17 protein-coding genes and 1 pseudogene are annotated in these 20,330 nt (G+C 35.3%); 7 read left to right on the top strand and 11 right to left on the bottom strand.

The window, feature by feature from the left end:
- Positions 1 to 230: 230 nt before the first annotated feature.
- Together MHH33_RS01615 and MHH33_RS01610 are read right to left on the bottom strand one after the other, a co-directional pair.
- Entirely contained in the window at positions 231 to 593 is a 363-nt protein-coding gene (locus MHH33_RS01615) for an SRPBCC domain-containing protein (RefSeq protein WP_255349295.1), read from the bottom strand.
- A gap of 813 nt (positions 594 to 1,406) precedes the next feature.
- On the bottom strand, positions 1,407 to 1,721 hold the full coding sequence (locus MHH33_RS01610) for a hypothetical protein (protein ID WP_342542737.1): 315 nt from the start codon (positions 1,719 to 1,721) through the stop codon (positions 1,407 to 1,409).
- A 324-nt stretch (positions 1,722 to 2,045) separates the two neighbouring features.
- On the opposite strand from MHH33_RS01610, the gene MHH33_RS01605 reads away from it, so the two are divergent.
- Positions 2,046 to 3,137, top strand: coding sequence for a CotH kinase family protein (locus MHH33_RS01605; protein WP_016429505.1), 1,092 nt, complete (start codon positions 2,046 to 2,048; stop codon positions 3,135 to 3,137).
- Positions 3,138 to 3,679: 542 nt separating this feature from the next.
- On the opposite strand, the pseudogene MHH33_RS01600 reads toward MHH33_RS01605, so the two are convergent.
- The 4 genes and pseudogenes from MHH33_RS01600 to MHH33_RS01585 form a co-directional block, all read right to left on the bottom strand.
- Positions 3,680 to 3,925, bottom strand: a pseudogene (locus MHH33_RS01600) (heteromeric transposase endonuclease subunit TnsA); the annotation flags it as partial.
- Between the two features lie 18 nt (positions 3,926 to 3,943).
- Complete coding sequence (locus MHH33_RS01595) at positions 3,944 to 4,774, bottom strand: hypothetical protein (protein ID WP_342542736.1); 831 nt, start codon at positions 4,772 to 4,774, stop codon at positions 3,944 to 3,946.
- A gap of 1,219 nt (positions 4,775 to 5,993) precedes the next feature.
- Entirely contained in the window at positions 5,994 to 6,572 is a 579-nt protein-coding gene (locus MHH33_RS01590) for a hypothetical protein (protein ID WP_342542735.1), read from the bottom strand.
- Positions 6,573 to 6,919: 347 nt separating this feature from the next.
- Entirely contained in the window at positions 6,920 to 8,467 is a 1,548-nt protein-coding gene (locus MHH33_RS01585; RefSeq protein WP_342542734.1) for a zinc-ribbon domain-containing protein, read from the bottom strand.
- Positions 8,468 to 8,833: 366 nt separating this feature from the next.
- On the opposite strand from MHH33_RS01585, the gene MHH33_RS01580 reads away from it, so the two are divergent.
- Complete coding sequence (locus MHH33_RS01580) at positions 8,834 to 9,790, top strand: hypothetical protein (protein WP_342542733.1); 957 nt, start codon at positions 8,834 to 8,836, stop codon at positions 9,788 to 9,790.
- A gap of 590 nt (positions 9,791 to 10,380) precedes the next feature.
- On the opposite strand, the gene MHH33_RS01575 is transcribed toward MHH33_RS01580, so the two are convergent.
- Positions 10,381 to 10,674: a hypothetical protein gene (locus MHH33_RS01575; RefSeq protein ID WP_342542732.1), complete on the bottom strand. Its 294-nt coding sequence runs from the start codon at positions 10,672 to 10,674 to the stop codon at positions 10,381 to 10,383.
- Between the two features lie 153 nt (positions 10,675 to 10,827).
- Between MHH33_RS01575 and MHH33_RS01570 the strand changes: the two genes are divergently transcribed.
- Positions 10,828 to 11,148, top strand: a complete 321-nt coding sequence (locus MHH33_RS01570; RefSeq protein ID WP_342542731.1) for a hypothetical protein — start codon at positions 10,828 to 10,830, stop codon at positions 11,146 to 11,148.
- 38 nt (positions 11,149 to 11,186) lie between these two features.
- Positions 11,187 to 11,594, top strand: coding sequence for a hypothetical protein (locus MHH33_RS01565; protein ID WP_342542730.1), 408 nt, complete (start codon positions 11,187 to 11,189; stop codon positions 11,592 to 11,594).
- A gap of 354 nt (positions 11,595 to 11,948) precedes the next feature.
- On the opposite strand, the gene MHH33_RS01560 is transcribed toward MHH33_RS01565, so the two are convergent.
- Both MHH33_RS01560 and MHH33_RS01555 read right to left on the bottom strand, forming a co-directional pair.
- Positions 11,949 to 12,101: an HNH endonuclease signature motif containing protein gene (locus MHH33_RS01560; protein WP_342542729.1), complete on the bottom strand. Its 153-nt coding sequence runs from the start codon at positions 12,099 to 12,101 to the stop codon at positions 11,949 to 11,951.
- Entirely contained in the window at positions 12,050 to 12,412 is a 363-nt protein-coding gene (locus MHH33_RS01555; RefSeq protein ID WP_342542728.1) for a hypothetical protein, read from the bottom strand. The genes MHH33_RS01560 and MHH33_RS01555 overlap by 52 nt, the downstream gene beginning before the upstream one ends.
- Positions 12,413 to 13,072: 660 nt before the next feature.
- On the opposite strand from MHH33_RS01555, the gene MHH33_RS01550 reads away from it, so the two are divergent.
- Positions 13,073 to 14,752 (top strand): AAA family ATPase, encoded by a 1,680-nt coding sequence (locus MHH33_RS01550; RefSeq protein ID WP_342542727.1) that lies wholly within the window; start codon positions 13,073 to 13,075, stop codon positions 14,750 to 14,752.
- A gap of 196 nt (positions 14,753 to 14,948) precedes the next feature.
- Here the strand turns inward: MHH33_RS01550 and MHH33_RS01545 are convergent, their stop codons facing one another.
- Complete coding sequence (locus MHH33_RS01545) at positions 14,949 to 15,503, bottom strand: GNAT family protein (protein ID WP_342542726.1); 555 nt, start codon at positions 15,501 to 15,503, stop codon at positions 14,949 to 14,951.
- A 339-nt stretch (positions 15,504 to 15,842) separates the two neighbouring features.
- Here MHH33_RS01545 and MHH33_RS01540 point away from each other — a divergent pair, with 339 nt between their 5' ends.
- Both MHH33_RS01540 and MHH33_RS01535 read left to right on the top strand, forming a co-directional pair.
- Positions 15,843 to 16,439: a toll/interleukin-1 receptor domain-containing protein gene (locus MHH33_RS01540; protein ID WP_342542725.1), complete on the top strand. Its 597-nt coding sequence runs from the start codon at positions 15,843 to 15,845 to the stop codon at positions 16,437 to 16,439.
- A 285-nt stretch (positions 16,440 to 16,724) separates the two neighbouring features.
- Positions 16,725 to 16,955, top strand: coding sequence for a hypothetical protein (locus MHH33_RS01535; protein ID WP_342542724.1), 231 nt, complete (start codon positions 16,725 to 16,727; stop codon positions 16,953 to 16,955).
- Between the two features lie 189 nt (positions 16,956 to 17,144).
- Here the strand turns inward: MHH33_RS01535 and MHH33_RS01530 are convergent, their stop codons facing one another.
- A complete protein-coding gene (locus MHH33_RS01530; RefSeq protein ID WP_342542723.1) occupies positions 17,145 to 20,312 on the bottom strand; it encodes an HsdR family type I site-specific deoxyribonuclease in 3,168 nt (1,055 codons plus the stop codon).
- Positions 20,313 to 20,330 lie beyond the last annotated feature (18 nt).

Raw genomic sequence — 20,330 nt, 5'->3', positions numbered from 1 at the left:
TTTCACATGAGGATATATGTCTTTCATTTTACTACTCCTAGGAGATTCTATGGGGAGGCTAATGGTGGAAGGAAAGGACTTTTGCTTTTCAAATCATGAAAACTTAGAGGAGGTTCAGCGGATTAATTGGGGTTTCCTGCAAAATACAAAACGTTAAAAAAGGCACAATTCTCATAGATGAATTACGCCTTTTAGGAAAGTATTTGTTTTTGAAAAAACCGAGAACTTACTTACCGAATCTCGTTCAGGAGGTCCTCGAGGCACTCGTATTGAGAGGCTACTCCTTCAACAACTCCCATTTCCATTACTTGCTGAAGTGCTTCGATGGAAGCAAATTGAGAACGTGATATAAGTTTCGTCTTTCCTTCGTGTTCAACGAATTCCATTGTTATCTGCATCTCTGGCAAACTATCTACAGTATTACCTTCTTCGTCTGCAAACATGTCCATATAGACGATTTTTTTAGGTGCATTAATCTCTTGGAATACAGCTTTCCCCCATGATTCGTGGCCAAAAAAGTCACCTTGGCCCTCATCGATGCACCTCATGCAATAATGCCATACACCGTTAGGCTCAAACTCACAGCTGGGGATATCAAGGATTCGCGGGTGTTTATCGAGGATTCATCTTGTGATATCTTCATTTCTGAAAGGGATATCTTGAAATGTGTCTGGGTTATCTAGAAATCGAGTACTCATATCTAAAATTCACGAAATCCGCACAATTCAAACTCGCTGAAATGGTGCCATTTGCATCGCAAATGGCACGTTACTGTGGGTTAATCGCTGGAATCAAGGATTCGTCGTGTGTATTTCAACTTATTAAATAAAACCTTTGTATAAGCAAGGTGCATTCCGCACTTCACTTTATTCACATATCTATTCCCACGATTTCATTTAAATTTGTATTACCCGGGAAATAGTTTTTAGTCCAATCATTAAATGGCTTTTTCTTTTCCAATATTTGCTCATAAAATTCTTCTTCATGGACAGAGAAACGAATAACTAAAAGTCATTCCTAATAGGTTGTCTCAGGTAGAAGACAAAAGGCATCCGGATGGTCTTAATCCGGATGCCTTTTGTAATCATGATCTGTCCAATCCATTCCATGCTTTTTCTTTCTCATCATCAAATACGCACTTGATTATTTCTTTTCTTTTGGCCAAATGCCAATTGGAGATTTGCGAAACAATCCAAAATCGTTCCATGCAAAGACCCCAAACATGGGTCTTAGTCTAAGCCTCATCATTAATTCTACATAGCCTATAATGCAAGGAGTTGGAAATTGGTAGCTCCATTGTGTATTAAAAAGTTAACCATTATTAAGAACTAGTTAACTTTATAATACTGACGCACTAAATAGTTCTTTAAAGAACTGAAAGTAGATACTCTTCAGATAGCGAAAAATCACCACGAAGATTTTTTAAAAGAACCAGTTACCGAAAAAGCCTCTTCTACAGCATCGTCTGTTGAACGAAGTGCGACGATTTCTGCTCGTGCACCGTCTGTTACGCGAAGTGCGGCGATTTCTGCTCGTGCATCGTCTGTTACGCGAAGTGCGACGATTTCTGTTCGTGCACCGTCTGTTACGCGAAGTGCGACGATTTCTGCTCGTGCATCGTCTGTTACGCGAAGTACGACGATTTCTGTTCGTGCACCGTCCGTTTCGACAAGTGCAACGATTTCTGCTTGTGCGGCGTCTTTTGTTCGAGCGTCGTTCACTACTAAAAGTATCCTGGAACATGAAGTTGCTTAACCCTCTAGAGTTAGATAGTTCGACTGCATTTTTAATGCCGTCAACATTAAAACGTGACATTTTCAAACCTCCCTTCATCTTTATATTAGAGAAAGAAAAAAATCAATTTTACTTTAATTCAAACTCGTGCTGATACACATTTCTTTCTCATATAGTAAGTTACGAAATTGTACTAATTATGGTAGAGACAAACGCATACTATTTTAAAATAAATAAAATTTCGTTTCTTTTCTTGGCATCTTTTATTCTTGTTTCATACGAATATTATAAAAATGAAAGGAAGAATTCGCGTGGATAATGTCGTGGAAATACCTGTATATCAGCTTTTTATTAATCCTATCGATTTAAGGGAACTTCGAAAAGAAATTTGGACGGATGATCCGGTTTCCGCGAAGCTAACGATAAACAAAAAGAAACATGATATCGATATTGCGTATCGTGGCTCGCATATCCGGGAGTTTCAAAAGAAGTCATATCACATTTCGTTTTATAAACCAAATACGTATAGAAATGCCAAAGAAATTCATATCAACGCAGAATATAAAGATCCGTCTCTAATGAGAAATAAATTATCGCTCGATTTTTTCAATGATATAGGATGCCTATCTCCAAAGTCTCGATTTGTAAATATAAAATTGAATGGGAAAAATGAGGGGCTATATTTGGAATTAGAATCAGTGGATGAATATTTCCTTGCGAATCGACAACTACCGAAAGGACCTATATTCTATGCGATTGACGGAGATGCTAACTTTTCGTTAATGAGTGATCTTGATAAAGATGTAAAAAAATCACTTAAATTTGGCTATGAAAAAAAATGTGGTACAGAACAAGATGAATTTCATTTACAAGAATTTATTATTAATATTAATACCATTTCAAGAGATGATTTTGAAAAAGAAATTGTGAAATACCTAAATGTTGATCAGTATCTTCGATGGTTGGCTGGCGTTGTTTTCACCCAAAATTTTGATGGTTTTGTTCATAACTACGCACTATACCAAAATAGTGAAACGAGACTATTCGAAGTCCTCCCGTGGGATTACGATGCAACATGGGGAAGAGATGTAAACGGGGAAGTAATGGAGGAGGATTATTTACGAATCGAAGGATTTAATACGCTAACTGCAAGAATTCTCGATGTAAAAACATTCCGCGGTCAATACAAAAACTTGCTAGAAGTCATTATAAACAACCAATTTAATGTAGACTATTTGAAACCGAAAATACAAGGTCTGCATGAATTGATAAGACCATATTTTCTTGAAGATCCCTATAAGAAAGATGATATCCTTTTATTTGATAAAGAACCGGAGTATATATTGAATTTTATTGAAGCACGGGCGAATTATATAAAAGGGAAATTAGATACATTAGATTAAGTAGTTTCATCCTTTACACCACCCTCCTCCATTTGGTAAGGGGTGTTCTAGTTGAATCAAATTACTAGTAACACCAATAATGCTCCTAGTATTTTTACCCCTAACTCCTTCATGTAGTAATCAAACTTTATTAAAAATTCCCACTGAATCTAACAACACAAAAAAGACCCGATCCAATAAAAAATGGACCGGGTCTACTTGCGTAGATTTATTGTGAACTTACTCTTGTTCGTGTTGCTTTGTAATAAAGTTTGATAAAAATCATCTTGTAAACCCGCATTTGGTGGCAAAGAAAAAGAATCCATATTGAAAAAAGATTGATCAAAATGGATTCTTCTTTTTAAATTGCAATTTCCTTTTTATAAAAAAGTTTGATTATTTTTAGTAGTACTAGTCAAAACAAGACTGCCGATAATTCGAAATCCAATTTACTTAAAGAAAGTATTCACTCTTTCGTTAAATAAACCTATCGTCATAGCATCATTAATATCTAAGTCTTTTTTATAAACAATTTCTTTTATTAAAATATTTCCTTAAAGCTTCAAAGGAAACTGCTCGCGTATATCAATCACCAAATCGAAATACTCCAACATATAAAAGTAATTTCGTTCAAGGTCAGAAAGGAATTCATATTGACGAGGAACTTTAATGCCCTTCAATCGTGGTGATCGACCTAAAGACGATACATCTTGAATTACTAACCATGGCTTATACCCAATACCAATCCCTTGGCCACTACCTTCTTTTAGCTTCCTCTCAATAGATGGTGATCGCTTGCGTTTGGACATTTTTTTCACCCCTTTAAGTCAAATATTTATTAAATCATTAACAACAATTCTTTCAAACTTACGTGAAGGGATACCCTGAATTTTTAAACTATGTTGTTGAATTCCTACAGAGTTAAAATACTCATCACAATAATAATTATGATATTGTGCTACCCACTCATATTTAGATAAAAGTTTTTGATCAGCTCTAAATTTGTTTAATTGTGCCACTATAATATCTTTATGCTGGTTTAACTTGCTAATATATAAATTAAAGTCATTGGTAATTTCATATTCTTCTTGAAGACCATGTAAATAATTGATAAAGCATGTATCGTCAATATCTTTAATTAGATGTGAATACTGTGGAGCAAAAGTTAATGGTCCATAAAAATCCACATGCTCGGATACGATTTTAATCATTTCTTCGCTTAATATGATTCGAGGATAATCTGCTTTTTTACACTCTAGCTTATGTGCTTCAATTAAAGCTGGACCATATGCAAAATCATCATCGCCATAGTAATCTCCAATTGCCACTCCACCACGTAAAAAATAGCCATTCAACGTCATATTTAATTGATAGTCAATAAAAGACATAAATAGACTGCCGGATTGTCCCTCACCATCTTCAAATCTTGGATATGCTAATATGACGTTATCTGTAAACGTTTTAAATTGACCATAGGGGTTCATGACTTTCATCTGTGCATATTGACTTTTAAGAATCGTATGGAGATTTTTGAGTAACCGGTTTCCATGTTGTTGATTAGGTGCCTGCATTATTAAATTTGAAAATCCTAAAATATCAGTAAAACATACAATTGATTCTAGCAAGCTCGGATTATTGGGATTATATTTTGGTACCATATCTATTCCACCTTAAAATTTGTCTGAAAATTAAAAATAACCTCTTACGGATATAATACCCGAAGAGGTTTTTTAACAAACTTTATTACAAAGTTACACCAATCGAAATAAAGTTGTATACTAAAAGTCGTTTAAACCTTGATTTTTATCATTATTTTTAAATTTCTTTATAATAAAAATGTATACTGATTTCCCAACATTTGTATTAAACGATTAATGACTTATTGAAATAAAGTTATATACTGATTTAGTCATAAAGCAGCATGGGTAAAATAACTCTAACTGAACATAAAATACAAAAAGCCCTTTTAAGGGGGCTCAATGTCCTCCTCTCTCGCCAGCACCGCGACCACTTGCACGTCTTGGGCTTTCGTCTCAGGTGGAGAAACCTGAGCCAGTAATAGTATTGCTACTATTACTTTGAGTAGGTAACTTTTCATAGGATACTCCTGTCAGGCCGGCTCAAAACCCGCACCCCGCACTCCTCAGTGACTAACGTACTAATTATATATATAAATACCAAAATTATCAATCCCTAAATTATCAATTAATTTTAATGATTAATCTTATACAAGAGTACAATATTAATTTCTTGTCCATTTTCGTAGAGTCTCTTTTAATTCTTTCTTCTATTCATAATGTATTTTAGGATTGTTTTAGCTTGATGCTCATTGAAATGAAATCATGCAGAGATTGGAATTGAGTTGAACTTCTTTAGATCACCAGTGGCTTTGACTATTATTCTGAAAAGCTTAATATGTATCACATTAATAATATGTTGTCCCTCGGTAATCAGAAGAACCGCCCTCTTTCATGGTGGCCAACTGGTGCATTAGTAACGTTCGTATTTGTTTAAAAAACTGGAACCCATGGAACCCTTCTTTTTGTAAAAAAAATAAACCTTTTGTATCAACTGATTTTACCTCTAACGCATGAACCAAAGGTATTTCGATATGGAGGATAATGAACAAAGGCTATTGCTGCCTTTCAGGTATCTTTCTCAGTAATAAATAAAGCTCAGTTCGTCAAGGAACTAAGCCATTTTTATCTGCTTTATTTAAAAAATGTATCCTTTAGTTATAGAAGAAAAGAGACTCGTGTCCTTTATTTGAATAAGCTGCTGTATATATTTCTATGTTAAAAAGTGTTATCAATCCTCTTCAGCATAAAAAAACAATATTTTCTCTCCAGAAATAAAAACTCCATAACTCTTCTTTTACTAATCTTCTTTATTATCCTTTTGTAGCTTAAGGTTGAATTCCATCTCACTGTTCAAAAATGTATCTATACTTACCACCGTTAACAGCTCATTTAAGCCATCTATTTCTAACTCAAAATGTCCATCTTCTTCAGCTTCGCCGTTTAACACTACCAGTCTAAACTCATTTTGATATTCGAAATACTTCTCTTTTTTAAGAAACAAGCTTGGATTCCCCTCGTTAAATGAATGTATTCTTGATGAATAATTGATATTAAAATCTTCATAATCAACAAGTCCTTTTATTAAGTGAAGACCATGCTCATAAGAAACTTGTTCCATTTTTTCTAGAAAGGGTCCTGCATTTATTAAAACAGCATGACTTCCAAACTCGTTACTCACTTCATTCAAAAACTTGTCTGGAAGCTTTAATTTCACCTTTACTGACTCTCTTTCCTCATCTATATCAACAATCTCTAAAACATCTGTAGTAATCGCAGTCATACAGAATAGATGCTTTTCTAAGTATTCAGGGTTTTCAAGCGTAACTTTAGAAGATTGAGCAACTATTAGAGGTTCTTCACTACCATGAGGTGTCAACTTCCATTCTATATCATTTAATAAAAGTGTGGCCTCTAAAGAATCCCCTTTCCCTCTATGTTGATTTTGTTCTTCTACCTTCTAAAATATTTAAAGTTATTCATGTAGATAATCCCCTCTTTTAGGGATTCTGGATAGCTCGTAAATTTCAATAGACCTACTATTTTTTTCTCTTGAGGCATGTACTCACTTAATAACATAAACGTTCTCCTTTGTTGATTAATAGTTCAACTTTAAACGATATCAGCATACTTTTATGAGAATCATTTCTATTTTTTATGTTATTCCTTGTTCAACTATCCTATTAGTTAAAGTATTCAACAAAGAGGGCCTTAACATATTTAGTTTTAACAATAGGGACACTTACTACTCTGTCTGCTATTAGGGCTTTTTAAGAATTCATGTCCATTATCACATAGCCACCAATATTCTTTTCTTGCGTAAGCACCTACTTCATCTGGGCTAATAGTTTCATTTTTTGTTGGATGCCATTGTTTAGCTACTTCAGGTTTATTTACTACCAATGATTTATCCATTTTTGCTTTTTTAGGCTTATAGCGGCCGTAAAGCTCATAGCAAGTGGGACATCCTCGTCCGTCTACGCGGCTATATACATAAGCAAGATAACTATGATTCCTTTCACAAACCCACCAAACTTTATTATGCGATCCTTTTGTCACATTCTTTGGAGTTAGTTCTCCATTTTTATTGTAATCCCATTCGTTTGCCAGAGAAGGATGTGTAGTAAAAAGACAATTTGTTTCATTTATCCTTTTACCTGCACAATAGGGACAACCCTCTCCATTACCTGTTCGTTCATTTATCATCTTGTCGTAATTTGAATTACATTTGGGACAAGTCCAATAGACTACTTGATTAGAATAGGGCAAGTAAGCATCAGGTGTTGTATTCTCATTTAACTCCATGTTCCACTCTCTTGAAATGTCAGGAAATAATAATTTCAAGTTATACTCTTCTGTTGCAACTTGACCCGTACAAACTATACAACCATGACCTTGTGCTTTACTACCAATTTGAGCTAATGTTGAATGCTCTTTCTCACAGATAAACCAAGCCTTATGGTTAGAATATTGTTTAAAGTGTTCAGGCCTTAGCGGATGATTTTTGTTATAATCCCATATTGTTTCGATTTCCGGACAATTCCTTAAGAGATTATCTTTTTCAATTATCGGTGGAATTTGAGCAAGAATTGGAATATTATCAAGGTCTAGGTTGATCTTTGTTTTTAGTTTATTGATTTCTATATTAAAACCGTCATAACTATTATCAATTATCTCTAACAGATGCATAATCATTACACCGATTGTTTTGTTGGAAGTTCTCTCGTATAAATACTCTTGTACTCCATCAATATTTAGCGGTGATAAACCATTGTCTCTGATTCGTATTAGATCAAATCCTCTTTCAATTATGAGTTTGCTTTTATCTTTATCGATTTCTAACTTATGCCTATGGGTATGGCCTCCGTCATACTCAACTATGAGATTAAGAGTAGGTATATAAACATCTACGCATTTGTATTTACCTATCGCTTTAATAGGAAAGTTCAATTCTGCGTCTTTGAAAATTTTTTTTAAGTAAAAAAATATAGCAAGTTCAGGGAATCCAACATTATAGCGTTCATTGCATTTTGGGCAGCCCGTATTTTTAATCGCTCTATTTTTAGCTTGACTATCCCATATGTACCCGCACACTTTACAACGCCATCTAATTATTTTATCAGAGCCACACCTTACATTGTATGGAGTGTTATCTTTGTTTTCTATTAGATGCCACTCTTCTATTAATTCTGGGCGTTCTTTTGCGATAAATCCTCTGGTGTTTTTCAAAATTCCTTCTCCCTTAAATCCTTTGATAATTATAATCACTATCATTCTTTGAGACGATATAAAGCGTAATCAATTCTGTCCCAAAACCTTAACAATATATTCTGACCAGTATGCTTCATCCCCCTCTATTTCATGAACCCAGCAATACATTATTATAATTTCAAGATATTGTTTCTTCCCTACTGTTTATTATATATTCTTCTGTACAAAGAATTTATATTGAATAAATTGTTCTTTTGTTTCTAGTTGTACTCATCCTTACGCCATCCATACGCATATTACTTTTTAAGGTATACGAAGGAGATATTGGGATAGTACAATAAACTCAAATATAATTATATAAATAAATCGACCATTCAGAATGTGTACTTTTAACTCATTTTTGCCAAATAAAAATAAGGAGCCAGGAAAATGAAAACAATAAACGTAGCTTTTGATATCCCACTCTATGTTTTCGAAGGATTAAATAGTGGAGCTTTTATTAGAAAAGGCGGTGTTGTAGTCCAAAAAGATACTCAAAGAGTTGTAATGTGGCTTAAAGAAGGAACAAAATTTGGCGTAGAAAGTCGTTCGATTATAGCCCAGGTTACTTCTCTTGGAAAAGCCTCCTTAACTCTGGCAGACTTTTTATACATGCATGACAATTTTGAAAGAATTCATCAACGCCTTAGTGAGATTAATTTAAAAATCGATGCTCAAAACTTCTCGAAAATTAATAGTGGGTTTTCGTTAGCGATGGAAGCAGAAAAAATGAAAGATAAAGAAATAGCTAAAAACCAGATGTTTGAAGCAAGACAACTTTTAGAAGAGGGAAGCAAGATCTTTCAACACATATTGAATAACCTTGAGAAGAAGGATAAGAAATTCAAAGAAAAATCAATTTCCTATTTAAACCTAATTATTCAAGCGGAGTTAGGGATCATTCGTACTTACATGTGGCATGACGAGTATGAGATTGCTAAATTAAGACTCTTAAAGTTGAGAAGTTTTTTGCTACAAAATATCTTTAAGCAAATTGAAAATCAAATTACCCCGCATATAGCGTGGTATTGGAAGGTTCTCCCTTTCGCTTTAGGTGGTTTACCTACAGTAATACAAAATGCAATTAAGGATCATCTAAGCTATAAGGAAATGCTGAGAAAAGAACTAAAAAATGTGAAAGAAGAAAATTTAGAAATTGAGGAGAAACTCAATTTATTACTTTCTAAATTGGATGAAGAGAGTTACCTTCTTAGTGATGATATAAACCATTTACTTAACGTTGATGAGTTCATTCAAGGGTATGAATATGAATTAACTGATCTTAATGAAATTCATAATAGTAAATTGAAATTAGCTATGAGTGAGCCATCTTTTAAGCCAAAATAAATAATTGCTGTACCAACTCTTTAAATCAGAGTAAGTACAGCAATTTTTTTAATTTTATCTATAATTAAAGTTTTAACTTTGAGGAGAATTTAATATAACCCTGTACTACAAAGCCGAACAGGATGATGATTACCAAGCATACGGACTTCAACATTTTTCAACATGTGCTGCTTGCGAGTAGGCTGTCTTCTCACTGCTAGTCGGGAATTGCTTTATGTTCTATTTCTTGTATAATCCAGTCCTGATCCCCATCTTTAGAATAGGTAGTTAAATATTCTCTATTCTCCTCTATAAGATTCCAAACCATCTCTTCTTCAACAACAATTTTAAAAGCTACTTCTTCAGTATAATTATTTGGATCATAGGCATTTACCCAATATAAAGAGTCCGTGTGACCTTTTTCTGTGATTTCATAAAAGACGTTGTCGATGTATGTGGTTCCTTACAAGATGAAAGTATCAGTGAAACAAGAACCAGCATTTGAACGACTAAAATCCTCAATAATGATTCCTCTTTTCTGATTTTACTAATCAATCCATAAATTAAATTAGCATTATTTAAAAACTACCGTATTCATAACAATTTGCAGCTTATTTTCTTCGGGAAGGACGGGTTTTCAGTAAGTAGTTGTCTTTCAGTATTCTATGTAATAAATCCTGCGATTTGCTTTGCAGTAGGTTGGATACGGCTGTGTGATCAATCATTTCCATTCTGAGTTCCCCGTTAATGTTTGCGACGACCTTGGGGATGCTCCCTGTATAGGCATATTCCTTCAGGATTCTTTGTTCCAATGTGGTCACTTCGTAGTTTTCTACCAAGAAAACAAATTCCTCCAGTTCCTTTATGGCTTTTTTCGCTGATTCCACTGTTTTTATCATCTTCATACGTTACCCCTCGCTTCCATCCATATTTTTCGTTCTTCCGTCCCCTTACAATATTCTCCAATCATTAGTTAAATCCCTCTTCCGTATACTGACTGCATACGCTGTATCAGGATAAAATCCATTGCCAAGGATAAGCTATTAATGGTGATGAAAATGAAACAGATAACGATTGTATTGGTTGCTTTTTTACTTCTTTTATCAATTCAACCCGTTATGGGAAAACCTAATGGCTATGATGTCGTGGATAATTTCATTCGTCCACTTGTGAAAAAGGATGAAAAACAGATGAGGACATTTGTGTCTTCAGATGTAATAATCCCTGGGATAAGAGAAAGCACCCCCATCAGGCATGTCATGGGTCTGCCTTCGCCGAATGAAAATGTCAGAGTCTTCGTGGCTACTTCTATGATGGAAAGGCCCAGCCAGAAAGAATCGCATTCATTTGGGAAATTACAAGCAATGAAGAAGAAATAACAGATATTCGGGTTGTCTTTGACGGTTCCAACCCGTTCATGGACGAGTTAAAAGCCAGACAAGAGTATGAAACCAGAAACCATACACATGTACTTTATCCAAGAGAGTTTCCTTTTAGCGTTACTCATATCAGCGGCCATGTGAAAAATGATTTACTTAAATTAACGTATAAAAACGCGTATTCACATGGACTGATGGAGATAACCGTTGCACCAGGGAATGGTGAATTAGGGTCAATTAAAGAAGATAAGGATCAGTTTTACATATTGAATAACGGATCGGAAGCACTTTATAAGCCATTATCTTCTCATCAAGATCAACTTATTTTTCAGCATAAAGACTTGATGTATTCAATCGCCATAACTCCCACTCCTAAACAACCGGTTACAGTGGATGATCTGCTTAAGATTGCTAACTCAATGAATAGGTTAGATGTGCGATTTTAACCTAAATTAAAAGACACCCTTCCTATATGAGGTTGGGTGTCTTCACTGTTATCGTAAAAGTCATTAATATTTTACAACAACTATCGATACTCCTTGCTTTAAACAAAATGATGAAAATTGGATTGGGGCTGCAGCACGAGATCTCCTAGCAATGCAGAAAACACGTTGCAAGAAGCTCTAGCGTGTCGCTTCCCTCTAAAAAGTCAGATAACCACGGACTGTACGGCCAAGCCTACAGGCCGTAAGTTCCTGTTCTTTTCCTGACGTGGGAACGAGCCGAAAAGAGCAAAAAAAATCTTTGTTCACCAATCCTAATTAACTTTTTTAACTAATTTCCACTTTATATTCTGATTATCAACCAAAATGCAGTTCTCGATGACAATTGGGACAGACAGCGATTGCGTTCTCAACCGAATCCTCCCCGTTGTCTGCTAATCTCTTTATATGATGGACTTCTAAATAAGGGTTCCATCGGATGCTCTTATAAACGGTGCTTTCTTGCCACATTTCTCGCAGAAACCAACCGCTCGAATCAATACCTCGGCAATAACATCGGCATTCCGTTTAAAAGCCTTTGTTCTTACCTCATATGTATCTGGGTAAACAGAGCTTCTTCTTTCCAAACGAGCCTCCCTTTCCTTCTTACCATCTTTCAAAGCTTTTCTCACTGATTCGTAGAGTTCTTCATCTAAATCGACAGTATGATTTAGCTCTTCAAGCATTTTTAGGATCACAACATAGTGCTTCTTTTCAATCTCAAACAATGTCCCTCTGTGGAAATAAATATTTTTATCTTTCTCAATCTCAAAACTAATCAACTTATGCTACCTGTCCCGATAATACCATAGGTTTCCATATAAAAGATTGACTAATTATAATAATATTTCCAACTAAAAGGTATACATACTAGTAAATATAGAAAGCTAACGTCTTTTCTCAGACGTTAGCTTTTTTCTTTTTCATATTGAACTAAAGCACCCGTTAGTTGAATAAGAAAAATGCTTTACTATGTTCAACTATTGCATTCCAGTAGAGGATGGATGATTCCCATAAAAATCAATAATGATTTTTCGAGCAATTTTAATAGCTTTGCTATTATCTTCAATCCAAACTCCCACTTCATCACCAGGTCTAAAATCATTATTCCTATCTCGATTACCCACTATTTCAGTATCTTCGGAAAGAAATATTTCATAAATTGGATAGTCGTCCCTAGGGTCAGTAGTAGTTGGTGATAATCAGACTAGTTTCTCTAACTCCTACAATTGGAGCAATGGAAATTTTTTAATATTTAGCAAGAACTAATGATTCTGGATTATTTCACATAGATCTTACAAACGAACATTGCCTTCTATTATACACACGTTCCTCTGTAAGATGCTTCAGAAATTCCGAAACTTATCAGAAATTTTAGATATCAATATTAAAATAAACACTTTATAATTAAATTGGGAATATTTAAAAAAGGTGGTTATATTGTGAAGCTGAAAAATTTGATTGTTAATGGTTTTAGAGGATTAAACGGAGAGGACAATATTATTGACTTTGAAGGATCAGATATTATTTTTTTGATTGGAAAAAATAATTATGGTAAATCTACTTTTTTACATGCATATAATTTTTTTATTAATCCTGGAGTAAAAGCTTCTATTAATGATTTTTTTAATAAAGATTGTTCAACTCCTATAGAAATTACAGGGATTTTTAGAACCGAAGAAAACGATGAAAAAGACGTACTATTAAATAAAGAAGATCCAGATTGGATTAAAAAATGGGTAGATGAAAGTGGACTTATTAAAATTAAGAAAATATGGTCCATTATAGACAAAGAAGGTAAAAAACAGACTTATAACCCTGCTACTCGTTTATTTGAAGATGGCGGGTTTGGGGGATTTGACACCTTACTAAAAAGATATTCTCCCACAGCGATTCCTATTAATGCTGTAACTTCAACCGAAGAACTTGAAAAAAAGATTAATGAAATTATTACAAAAAAACATATAAAAAAATTAGAGACTGAATATGCAGATAAATACGGTGCTATAATTACAGGCTTAAAAGAGTTGAAAGATGATATATCTAAATCAAGCGATATATCAATTATTAATACTAATATGAATAAATTTTTCTCTGAAGTTTTCCCAGACTTAGAATTAAAAATTTATTCTTTACCGGAATCTGGAATAGATATAACTAAAACCTTAAAAGCCACACATGGATTGAGTGTTACAGATAGAGAATTATTAGAAGATATTTATGACTTGAAAAATAATGGTCATGGAGTTATGAGACAAGCTTTTTTTAGCTTTCTATCTACATTAGAGGCAGATTTAGAGAAAAAAAGAAAAGAATACTTAATTCTTTTTGAAGAACCGGAACTATACTTACACCCTGAAGCAGTATTTTCACTTAGAGATCAACTTTATAAACTAGCTAAAGACAGTCCTTTTCAGGTAATTTGTGCTACACATTCTCCGTTAATGATTGATACTTCAAAGCCCCATTCTTCATTAGTTAGATTAGAAAAGAATAATAAAAATACTAAGACTTATCAGGTAAAATTTGACCTTTATACGGGAGAGGATAAAAATTTTTTACAAATGATAAATCGATTTAACCCCCATATCTGCGAATGTTTCTTTGCTGATGAAGTAATATTAGTCGAAGGAGATACGGAAGCAGTGATTTATCGAGATTTAATATCTAGATTCTATATGAGTAATAAAGATATATTTGTTTTGAATACAGGTTCAAAAGCTAATATAGTATTTTACCAAAGAATACTTACACATTTTGGGATTAAACATGTAGTTGTTCATGATGTCGATTCTAAAACATATGAGACTAAAAAGAAAGAAATTAAAACGAATTCAATGTGGACATTTAATCAAGCAATTTGGGACCAAATCGAAGAATCCAATAAAAAATTCCCTGGTATTTCAAGAAGATACACACATTTTTTAAACTTCGAAGTAGCCCACAATTATAAGGAAAATAAAACTAAAGGTAAACCCTTAAGTGCCTATGAATTTTCACAGTCAATTAATTTGGATTCTGAGCTCCCTTGTATAGAGTTTTTAGATGACTTGTTTGGCGAGGATAAAATAAATCATACTCAAAATCACATTGAATCTTATTTCCAAGTAACAGTTATATAAAATATCAATTTTATACCCGTTTTAAAAATTGGCTTTGTTAAAGTTAAAGGTTGAATTAAAGCAAATATAATGAGCTAGGAAATGTCTCCAAGTTCATTATATTTGGATGTGATTTTTTTACTAAAGCACCCGTTAGTTCAATAAGACGCTGCTCTTAATTGCTTAGTTAGTTTTGCAAAATAAGACATTACCCTATTCAAAGGGACCATTCCGAACGTAATAGCGAATATTGATATTCGTCAACCCACTGTCCTTTAGACATATAGTTCTGGAGCAAATGTCCTTCGCGTCTAAAACCAACATATTCAAGTAAACGGATAGATTTGTCGTTTCTAACATCCGTAAATGCGATTACCTTGTGTTTTCCTAGAGTATTAAATACATAATTTATTAAAGCTCTTACTGCTTCGCTAGCGTAGCCATTTCTCTGGTGTTCCTTAGCGAGAGTAAAACCAATTTCTACAATTCGAGGCTCATCTAAAAGAGTGTGAAGAGCACAATCTCCAATCAATTGATTCGTCTCAGCTAATGCTACGGCAAACTGAAACCAAGTGCCTGGTTGGTTCGGCATACCCTGCAATTGCTTTTTTACGAATAATTCAGCCTCGTCATATTGATAATTCTCCCACGACTGAAATTTAGCCACTTCAGGAGTAGAACGATACAAATAAAGAGACTCAATATCTCGTTTTGAAAATTGCCTTAATATTAATCGATTTGTTCGGCTATAAATACGTTCGCAATTTTCCATTATTTTCACACTCCTAACCACTTTAATTTTTGCTCGTCCCATTTATATCATTAGATGCCTTTTCAAAACATATATTAACTGTCCTTTGTGTTGCATGTCCTTTTCCCTTTTAGCCATTTATTCTTTTAGTAATTCGACAAGAATATTAAAAAAGCCTTCTTAAGCTAACCTGCCCCGTTAGTTGAACAAGAAAAAAGAGCTGTCCTCGCACCTCCCTGATCTTAAACTAAAGCACCCATTAGTTGAAGAAGACTAGTCCTACTTAACTAAGAGTATTGCTCTAAAGCCAATAAAATACGACAAATCCTAAAACAAGAGTCAGATTTAAAAGTCGCTCAATTGCTACAAGAATTAGTAGAGTATAAGCATTATAAGGATATAAAGAGAGCAGAACTGTTTGGGGAAGAGATTTTAGCAACTAACAATAAATTAAAACAGGAAGTTGAAAAAATAATACAACGTTTGAGAAATGAAGAAACTAATCAAGAACATACCTCTAGTTTTATCCCTAGTAAAGAATATGATGTTTTTATTTCACATGCTTCAGAAGACAAACAGGCTTTCGTAGAACCTCTTACAAAAGCTTTAAAAAGTGCTGGGATTAAAACATGGTACGATGCAGACCAAATTGGATGGGGAGAAAGTATACGCCAGAGTTTAGATAGAGGATTGATCAATTCTCGCTTTTGTATCGTAGTTTTATCATCAGATTTCTTCAGGAAACATTGGGCTGGAACTTATGAATTAAATGCGATTTTCCAACGAGTAGCTATAGAACAAAATTCATTAATTTTACCTATATGGCACAACATTACTCTTGAAGAGATTAGCCGAGATAATCTTACCCTACCTGATATAAAGGCCTTGAATTCTTCAATACACAATTTGGAACAAATAGTCAATGAAATGAAAATTAAACTTTCCTCTAATGCATAGTGATGAAGCCCATATCCGTGAGCATTTTTACAGCCATTTATTTCGCCTACCTAAAGAATGGAGGGAGGTTACGAACAATGGTTAAAAGGTTTCAAGATATTGACTGGTATTGCGATCGTTGTAATGCATATTTAAACAGTCAAGATAATTTTGACGATCATAAATATATTTGGTCATGTACAGAATGTGGATATAAAAAAAGTATTTCAAGTACAAATGTTTTGGAAACTTAAACAACACACGAATTTGTTACATGAATATCAACATAGATGAAATGAGTCGATTATGTTTAATAGAAAATATAGTGATCCAAAACAGGAAACAATTGTAGATATTTTGATTGATAATATTGAAGTAATGGACGAAGATGAGTTTGAGGCTTCCTATAAAGAACTGATGATGAATACCAGTCACGAGTTGATCATGCAATACGAGTGTTTGCTGATGCAGCTGGTGGTAGCGTACATTGGGATTCTGATGATTAAGATACCTGCCACGTATGTTTTAAAAGTTTAATGAAAATTGTCGTAATCAAAAAACACTTACACAAAGAAACTAAACCCCAAGTGAAGCCACTTTTTTAGTGCCTACGATTTGGGGTTCAGTTCACTCCTTTTACATTCTTTTATAAAATTTACATTTGAAATACAAAAAAGTAATTACCCTTGTTCTCTTTCAGCACTAATAGGGTGTGCTATTACTACCTTATCGCAACTCGTCCCCTAACGGCACAATGACCTCATCAAGTAGCTTGGTCCATTGACGTTTCATCTCAGGACCGTATTTCAATGGACTTGCACCCGGATTGGTCACTTTATATTCATCAAACCTTTTACTATCTAAAATCCCTCTGATATTTGGGATAGGATGCGTCCCGACTACATATTGAATGGCGGATAAGTGCAATTCGTTTTCGGAAACAAACCACATGTTTGCGAATGCATGAATCGCCCGGTCAAAAGAGTCCGTGAAGAAGCGTCGTTTAACGACAAATATATCTTCCTCTTCATCAACTTCCCCAGTATCGATGCCATTCAAAATCGAACGGTACACCTCTTTTACGACAATTGATTTGTTCAGCTTTTGTAAGGCTTTTTCAATTTCTTCGCGGATATCTTGGTTATTGGCTGCGTAGGTTTCCAGCAGCAAGTTGATATAGGTAGAATCAATATCATACATCGTACTGGCATTTTCCCCATAAAACTCAATTCCTGAAAAATCCGTTTCATCGTCCGTTGGTTCAACAGGTGGCGTGTCGTCGATTAAAGAACCTTTCACCGTGTTGTATGCACCAATGTATTCCTCTAAGACTTTCACCTGTTCTTGGAGCGCAACTGATTTCTCCATATCGTCGTTGTAATCGTCATAGGTTACTAAGGCTTCATAGGCTTTGTTCAATTCTTGGAACGCTTTAATAAACTCGATACGTTCTTTAATCGGTGAATGCTCATCAATGGCTGCCTGATTGGCTACTCGTGTGGTGAGCACCTTATGCGCTTTCTTAAAGCGTTTCTTCGATTCGGTATAACTTGGGTACACCAGGTTATTTTCTTCCTGTGCCTCCGAGTATAACTTAGTAGCAGCTTTGACATTGTGCGCCATGGTCACAGGTTTTCGGAACGTCACAATCAATCCTTTTGTCTTCCCAGGATAGGTACGATTGGTCCGAGAAAAGGCTTGAATCAGGTTAGCATAGCTTAGGTTTCGGTCGACAAATAGGGTTTGAATCGTCGGAGCATCAAATCCTGTCAACAGTCGATCCACGACAATGACTAAGTCCACTTGTTTTCCAAACGTTTTAAATTCCGCACGTTTCCGAGCCAAGCGATTGTTGATATCGCCGTTGTATCGATCGATGTCCTCAATCGACCACGACGTATCGTAATACTCGTTATAATCCTTGATGACTTCTTTCATTTCATCCTGAATATTTTTGGTATCGACAACATTCTCCTGCATGGAATAGGTAATCGCAATTCGCGGAAAGTCAGCGTCTTCTATGGTTCGCCCTTTCCGAATCAGGTGTCCGGTAAACTCATTCGTTAACCATTCGGGATCTGCCGTCATCTTCTTGACGGCCTGGTAATAGCGCTTCGCCATCTCAATTGAGCTTGTGGTGAAAATGGCTGACTTTTGAGGTCGACCATTTTGAAAATCGAATTTCGTATAGGCATTGTCTGGACGGAATATTTTATGAAGAACTTTTTGAATATGATCATCGCTTTCAAAAAAGGAAGATTCAATATAGTCCTCTTTTTCCAAACCATCCATTTCATCGATCTTATCATTCAGTTCATTATCACTGAGTTCCGCAAATTTCTCTTTAGGACGCATTTGATTAAAAATGTAATTTTTCAGTGATGTATGTTCGATCGTATCTTCATGCTCTACCTGAAACCCTAAAACAGCCCCATCGTCCAATGCATTCTTGATGGTATAGGTGTGTAAGACTTCTCCGTATTGATCATGTGTAGTACGAGCCAGACGCCCCTTCGCTTGCTTTTTATTTTCTTCAAATATTGGTGTGCCTGTAAAGCCGAACCAGGTGGAATTCGGGAAGAACTGCTTGATGGCTTCCATTCCCTCTGCACTTAATGCTCGGTGGCATTCGTCCACAACAAAGACAATGTGCTGACTCATGAGCTTTTGGAAACGCTGCGAACCTTTTTGTTCTTCTTGTTTCTCCGCATACCGTAGTGCTGCTTCTAATTTTTGCCGTGTAGTGATGATCACGGTATTGGAATTCGCACTTGATAGCAGCGTGTCACTTAACTCTTTGGAACTTCCTGTACCAATAATTAAACTGTTCGACTTCGCATTACCAGAGGAAATCCCTGTATTGAATTCGGAAGCAAATTTAGTAAATTCATTTGTCGTTTGGTTGTCCAAGTCTTTGCGGTCAATCAGCATGACCGTACGATCCACCCCCGGCTTTCGAGCAAGTAGCTTGGTAGATACAAAACTCGTTAAAGTTTTTCCGGAACCCGTAGCATGCCAAACGTAGCCTGATTTGTGTTTCATCGCAGAGGTGAACAAGGCTTCAATCGCATGAATTTGATACGAATGAAGAACCATCAGGGCTTTGTTGTCTTGATCTTCACTGACAATGGTATAGTTCGCAATCAATCGGTGTGCATCCGGAATGTTGAGAACTTGCTTCACGAACTCATAGAGGTTGTCTACTTTTCGATTATCAGTCGTGCGCCAGCTGAAGACCAATTTCTTGTGCATATCCTTTGGCATTGCATTCGCAAAATAACGCGTGGTTTGTTCATTGGAAATGACAAACAACTGTAGCGTCGCGAAGATGTTATTTCGGAACATGCCCTCTTCTGCATATTTCTTGATCTGATGATACGCTTGGAAAACTCCGTCTTTAGAGGTGGCTTGTTTCAATTCAATTTGTACAATCGGCAATCCGTTAATGAGCAACGTGACATCAAAGCGACGATCACGACCGTCCGCATCCACTTTTTGCTTCGCAATCTGATGGACCACTTCATAGGTAGAGATGCCTCCTCCAATGTCTTGATTGGAATACAATACCAGCGAGACTGAAGGAAGCGTGCTGTCCTCACGCTCTATTGTGATTCGGGCAATTCCATTCTCTCCTTTGAGCCATCGTGCTGCATCAAAAGGTGTCTTGGTTTTCAGCAGTAATTCGGTTTTGATCGTATCAAATTCTTTATCCGTCAGCGGATATTCGCCGATTTCCGACAAGTTATTCTGCGTAATCTTTGTTCGTAAATTCTTCCATAGATCTTCTTCAGATTTTAAGTCAGGTCGATAATTCCACTGGTTATGCCCTTCTCCCAAGACTTTTATCAAGCGACGTTCCACTTCAACTTCATCATTATGCAGAATCTTGGTCATGAGTCGTCCTCCTTTCTA

The organism is Paenisporosarcina sp. FSL H8-0542 (genome assembly GCF_038632915.1).
Lineage (GTDB): Bacteria > Bacillota > Bacilli > Bacillales_A > Planococcaceae > Paenisporosarcina.
The sequence above is the reverse complement of the archived record's forward strand: the minus strand, read 5'-3'. Positions and strand labels throughout refer to the sequence as shown.

Coding starts and splice junctions, on each gene's coding strand:
- MHH33_RS01570 (WP_342542731.1), top strand. CDS start 10,828: ATGAAACAGATAACGATTGTATTGGTTGCTTTTTTACTTCTTTTATCA.
- MHH33_RS01535 (WP_342542724.1), top strand. CDS start 16,725: ATGTTTAATAGAAAATATAGTGATCCAAAACAGGAAACAATTGTAGAT.
- MHH33_RS01545 (WP_342542726.1), bottom strand. CDS start 15,503: ATGGAAAATTGCGAACGTATTTATAGCCGAACAAATCGATTAATATTA.
- MHH33_RS01575 (WP_342542732.1), bottom strand. CDS start 10,674: ATGAAGATGATAAAAACAGTGGAATCAGCGAAAAAAGCCATAAAGGAA.
- MHH33_RS01530 (WP_342542723.1), bottom strand. CDS start 20,312: ATGACCAAGATTCTGCATAATGATGAAGTTGAAGTGGAACGTCGCTTG.
- MHH33_RS01595 (WP_342542736.1), bottom strand. CDS start 4,774: ATGGTACCAAAATATAATCCCAATAATCCGAGCTTGCTAGAATCAATT.
- MHH33_RS01585 (WP_342542734.1), bottom strand. CDS start 8,467: ATGATAGTGATTATAATTATCAAAGGATTTAAGGGAGAAGGAATTTTG.
- MHH33_RS01560 (WP_342542729.1), bottom strand. CDS start 12,101: ATGTGGCAAGAAAGCACCGTTTATAAGAGCATCCGATGGAACCCTTAT.
- MHH33_RS01565 (WP_342542730.1), top strand. CDS start 11,187: ATGGACGAGTTAAAAGCCAGACAAGAGTATGAAACCAGAAACCATACA.
- MHH33_RS01580 (WP_342542733.1), top strand. CDS start 8,834: ATGAAAACAATAAACGTAGCTTTTGATATCCCACTCTATGTTTTCGAA.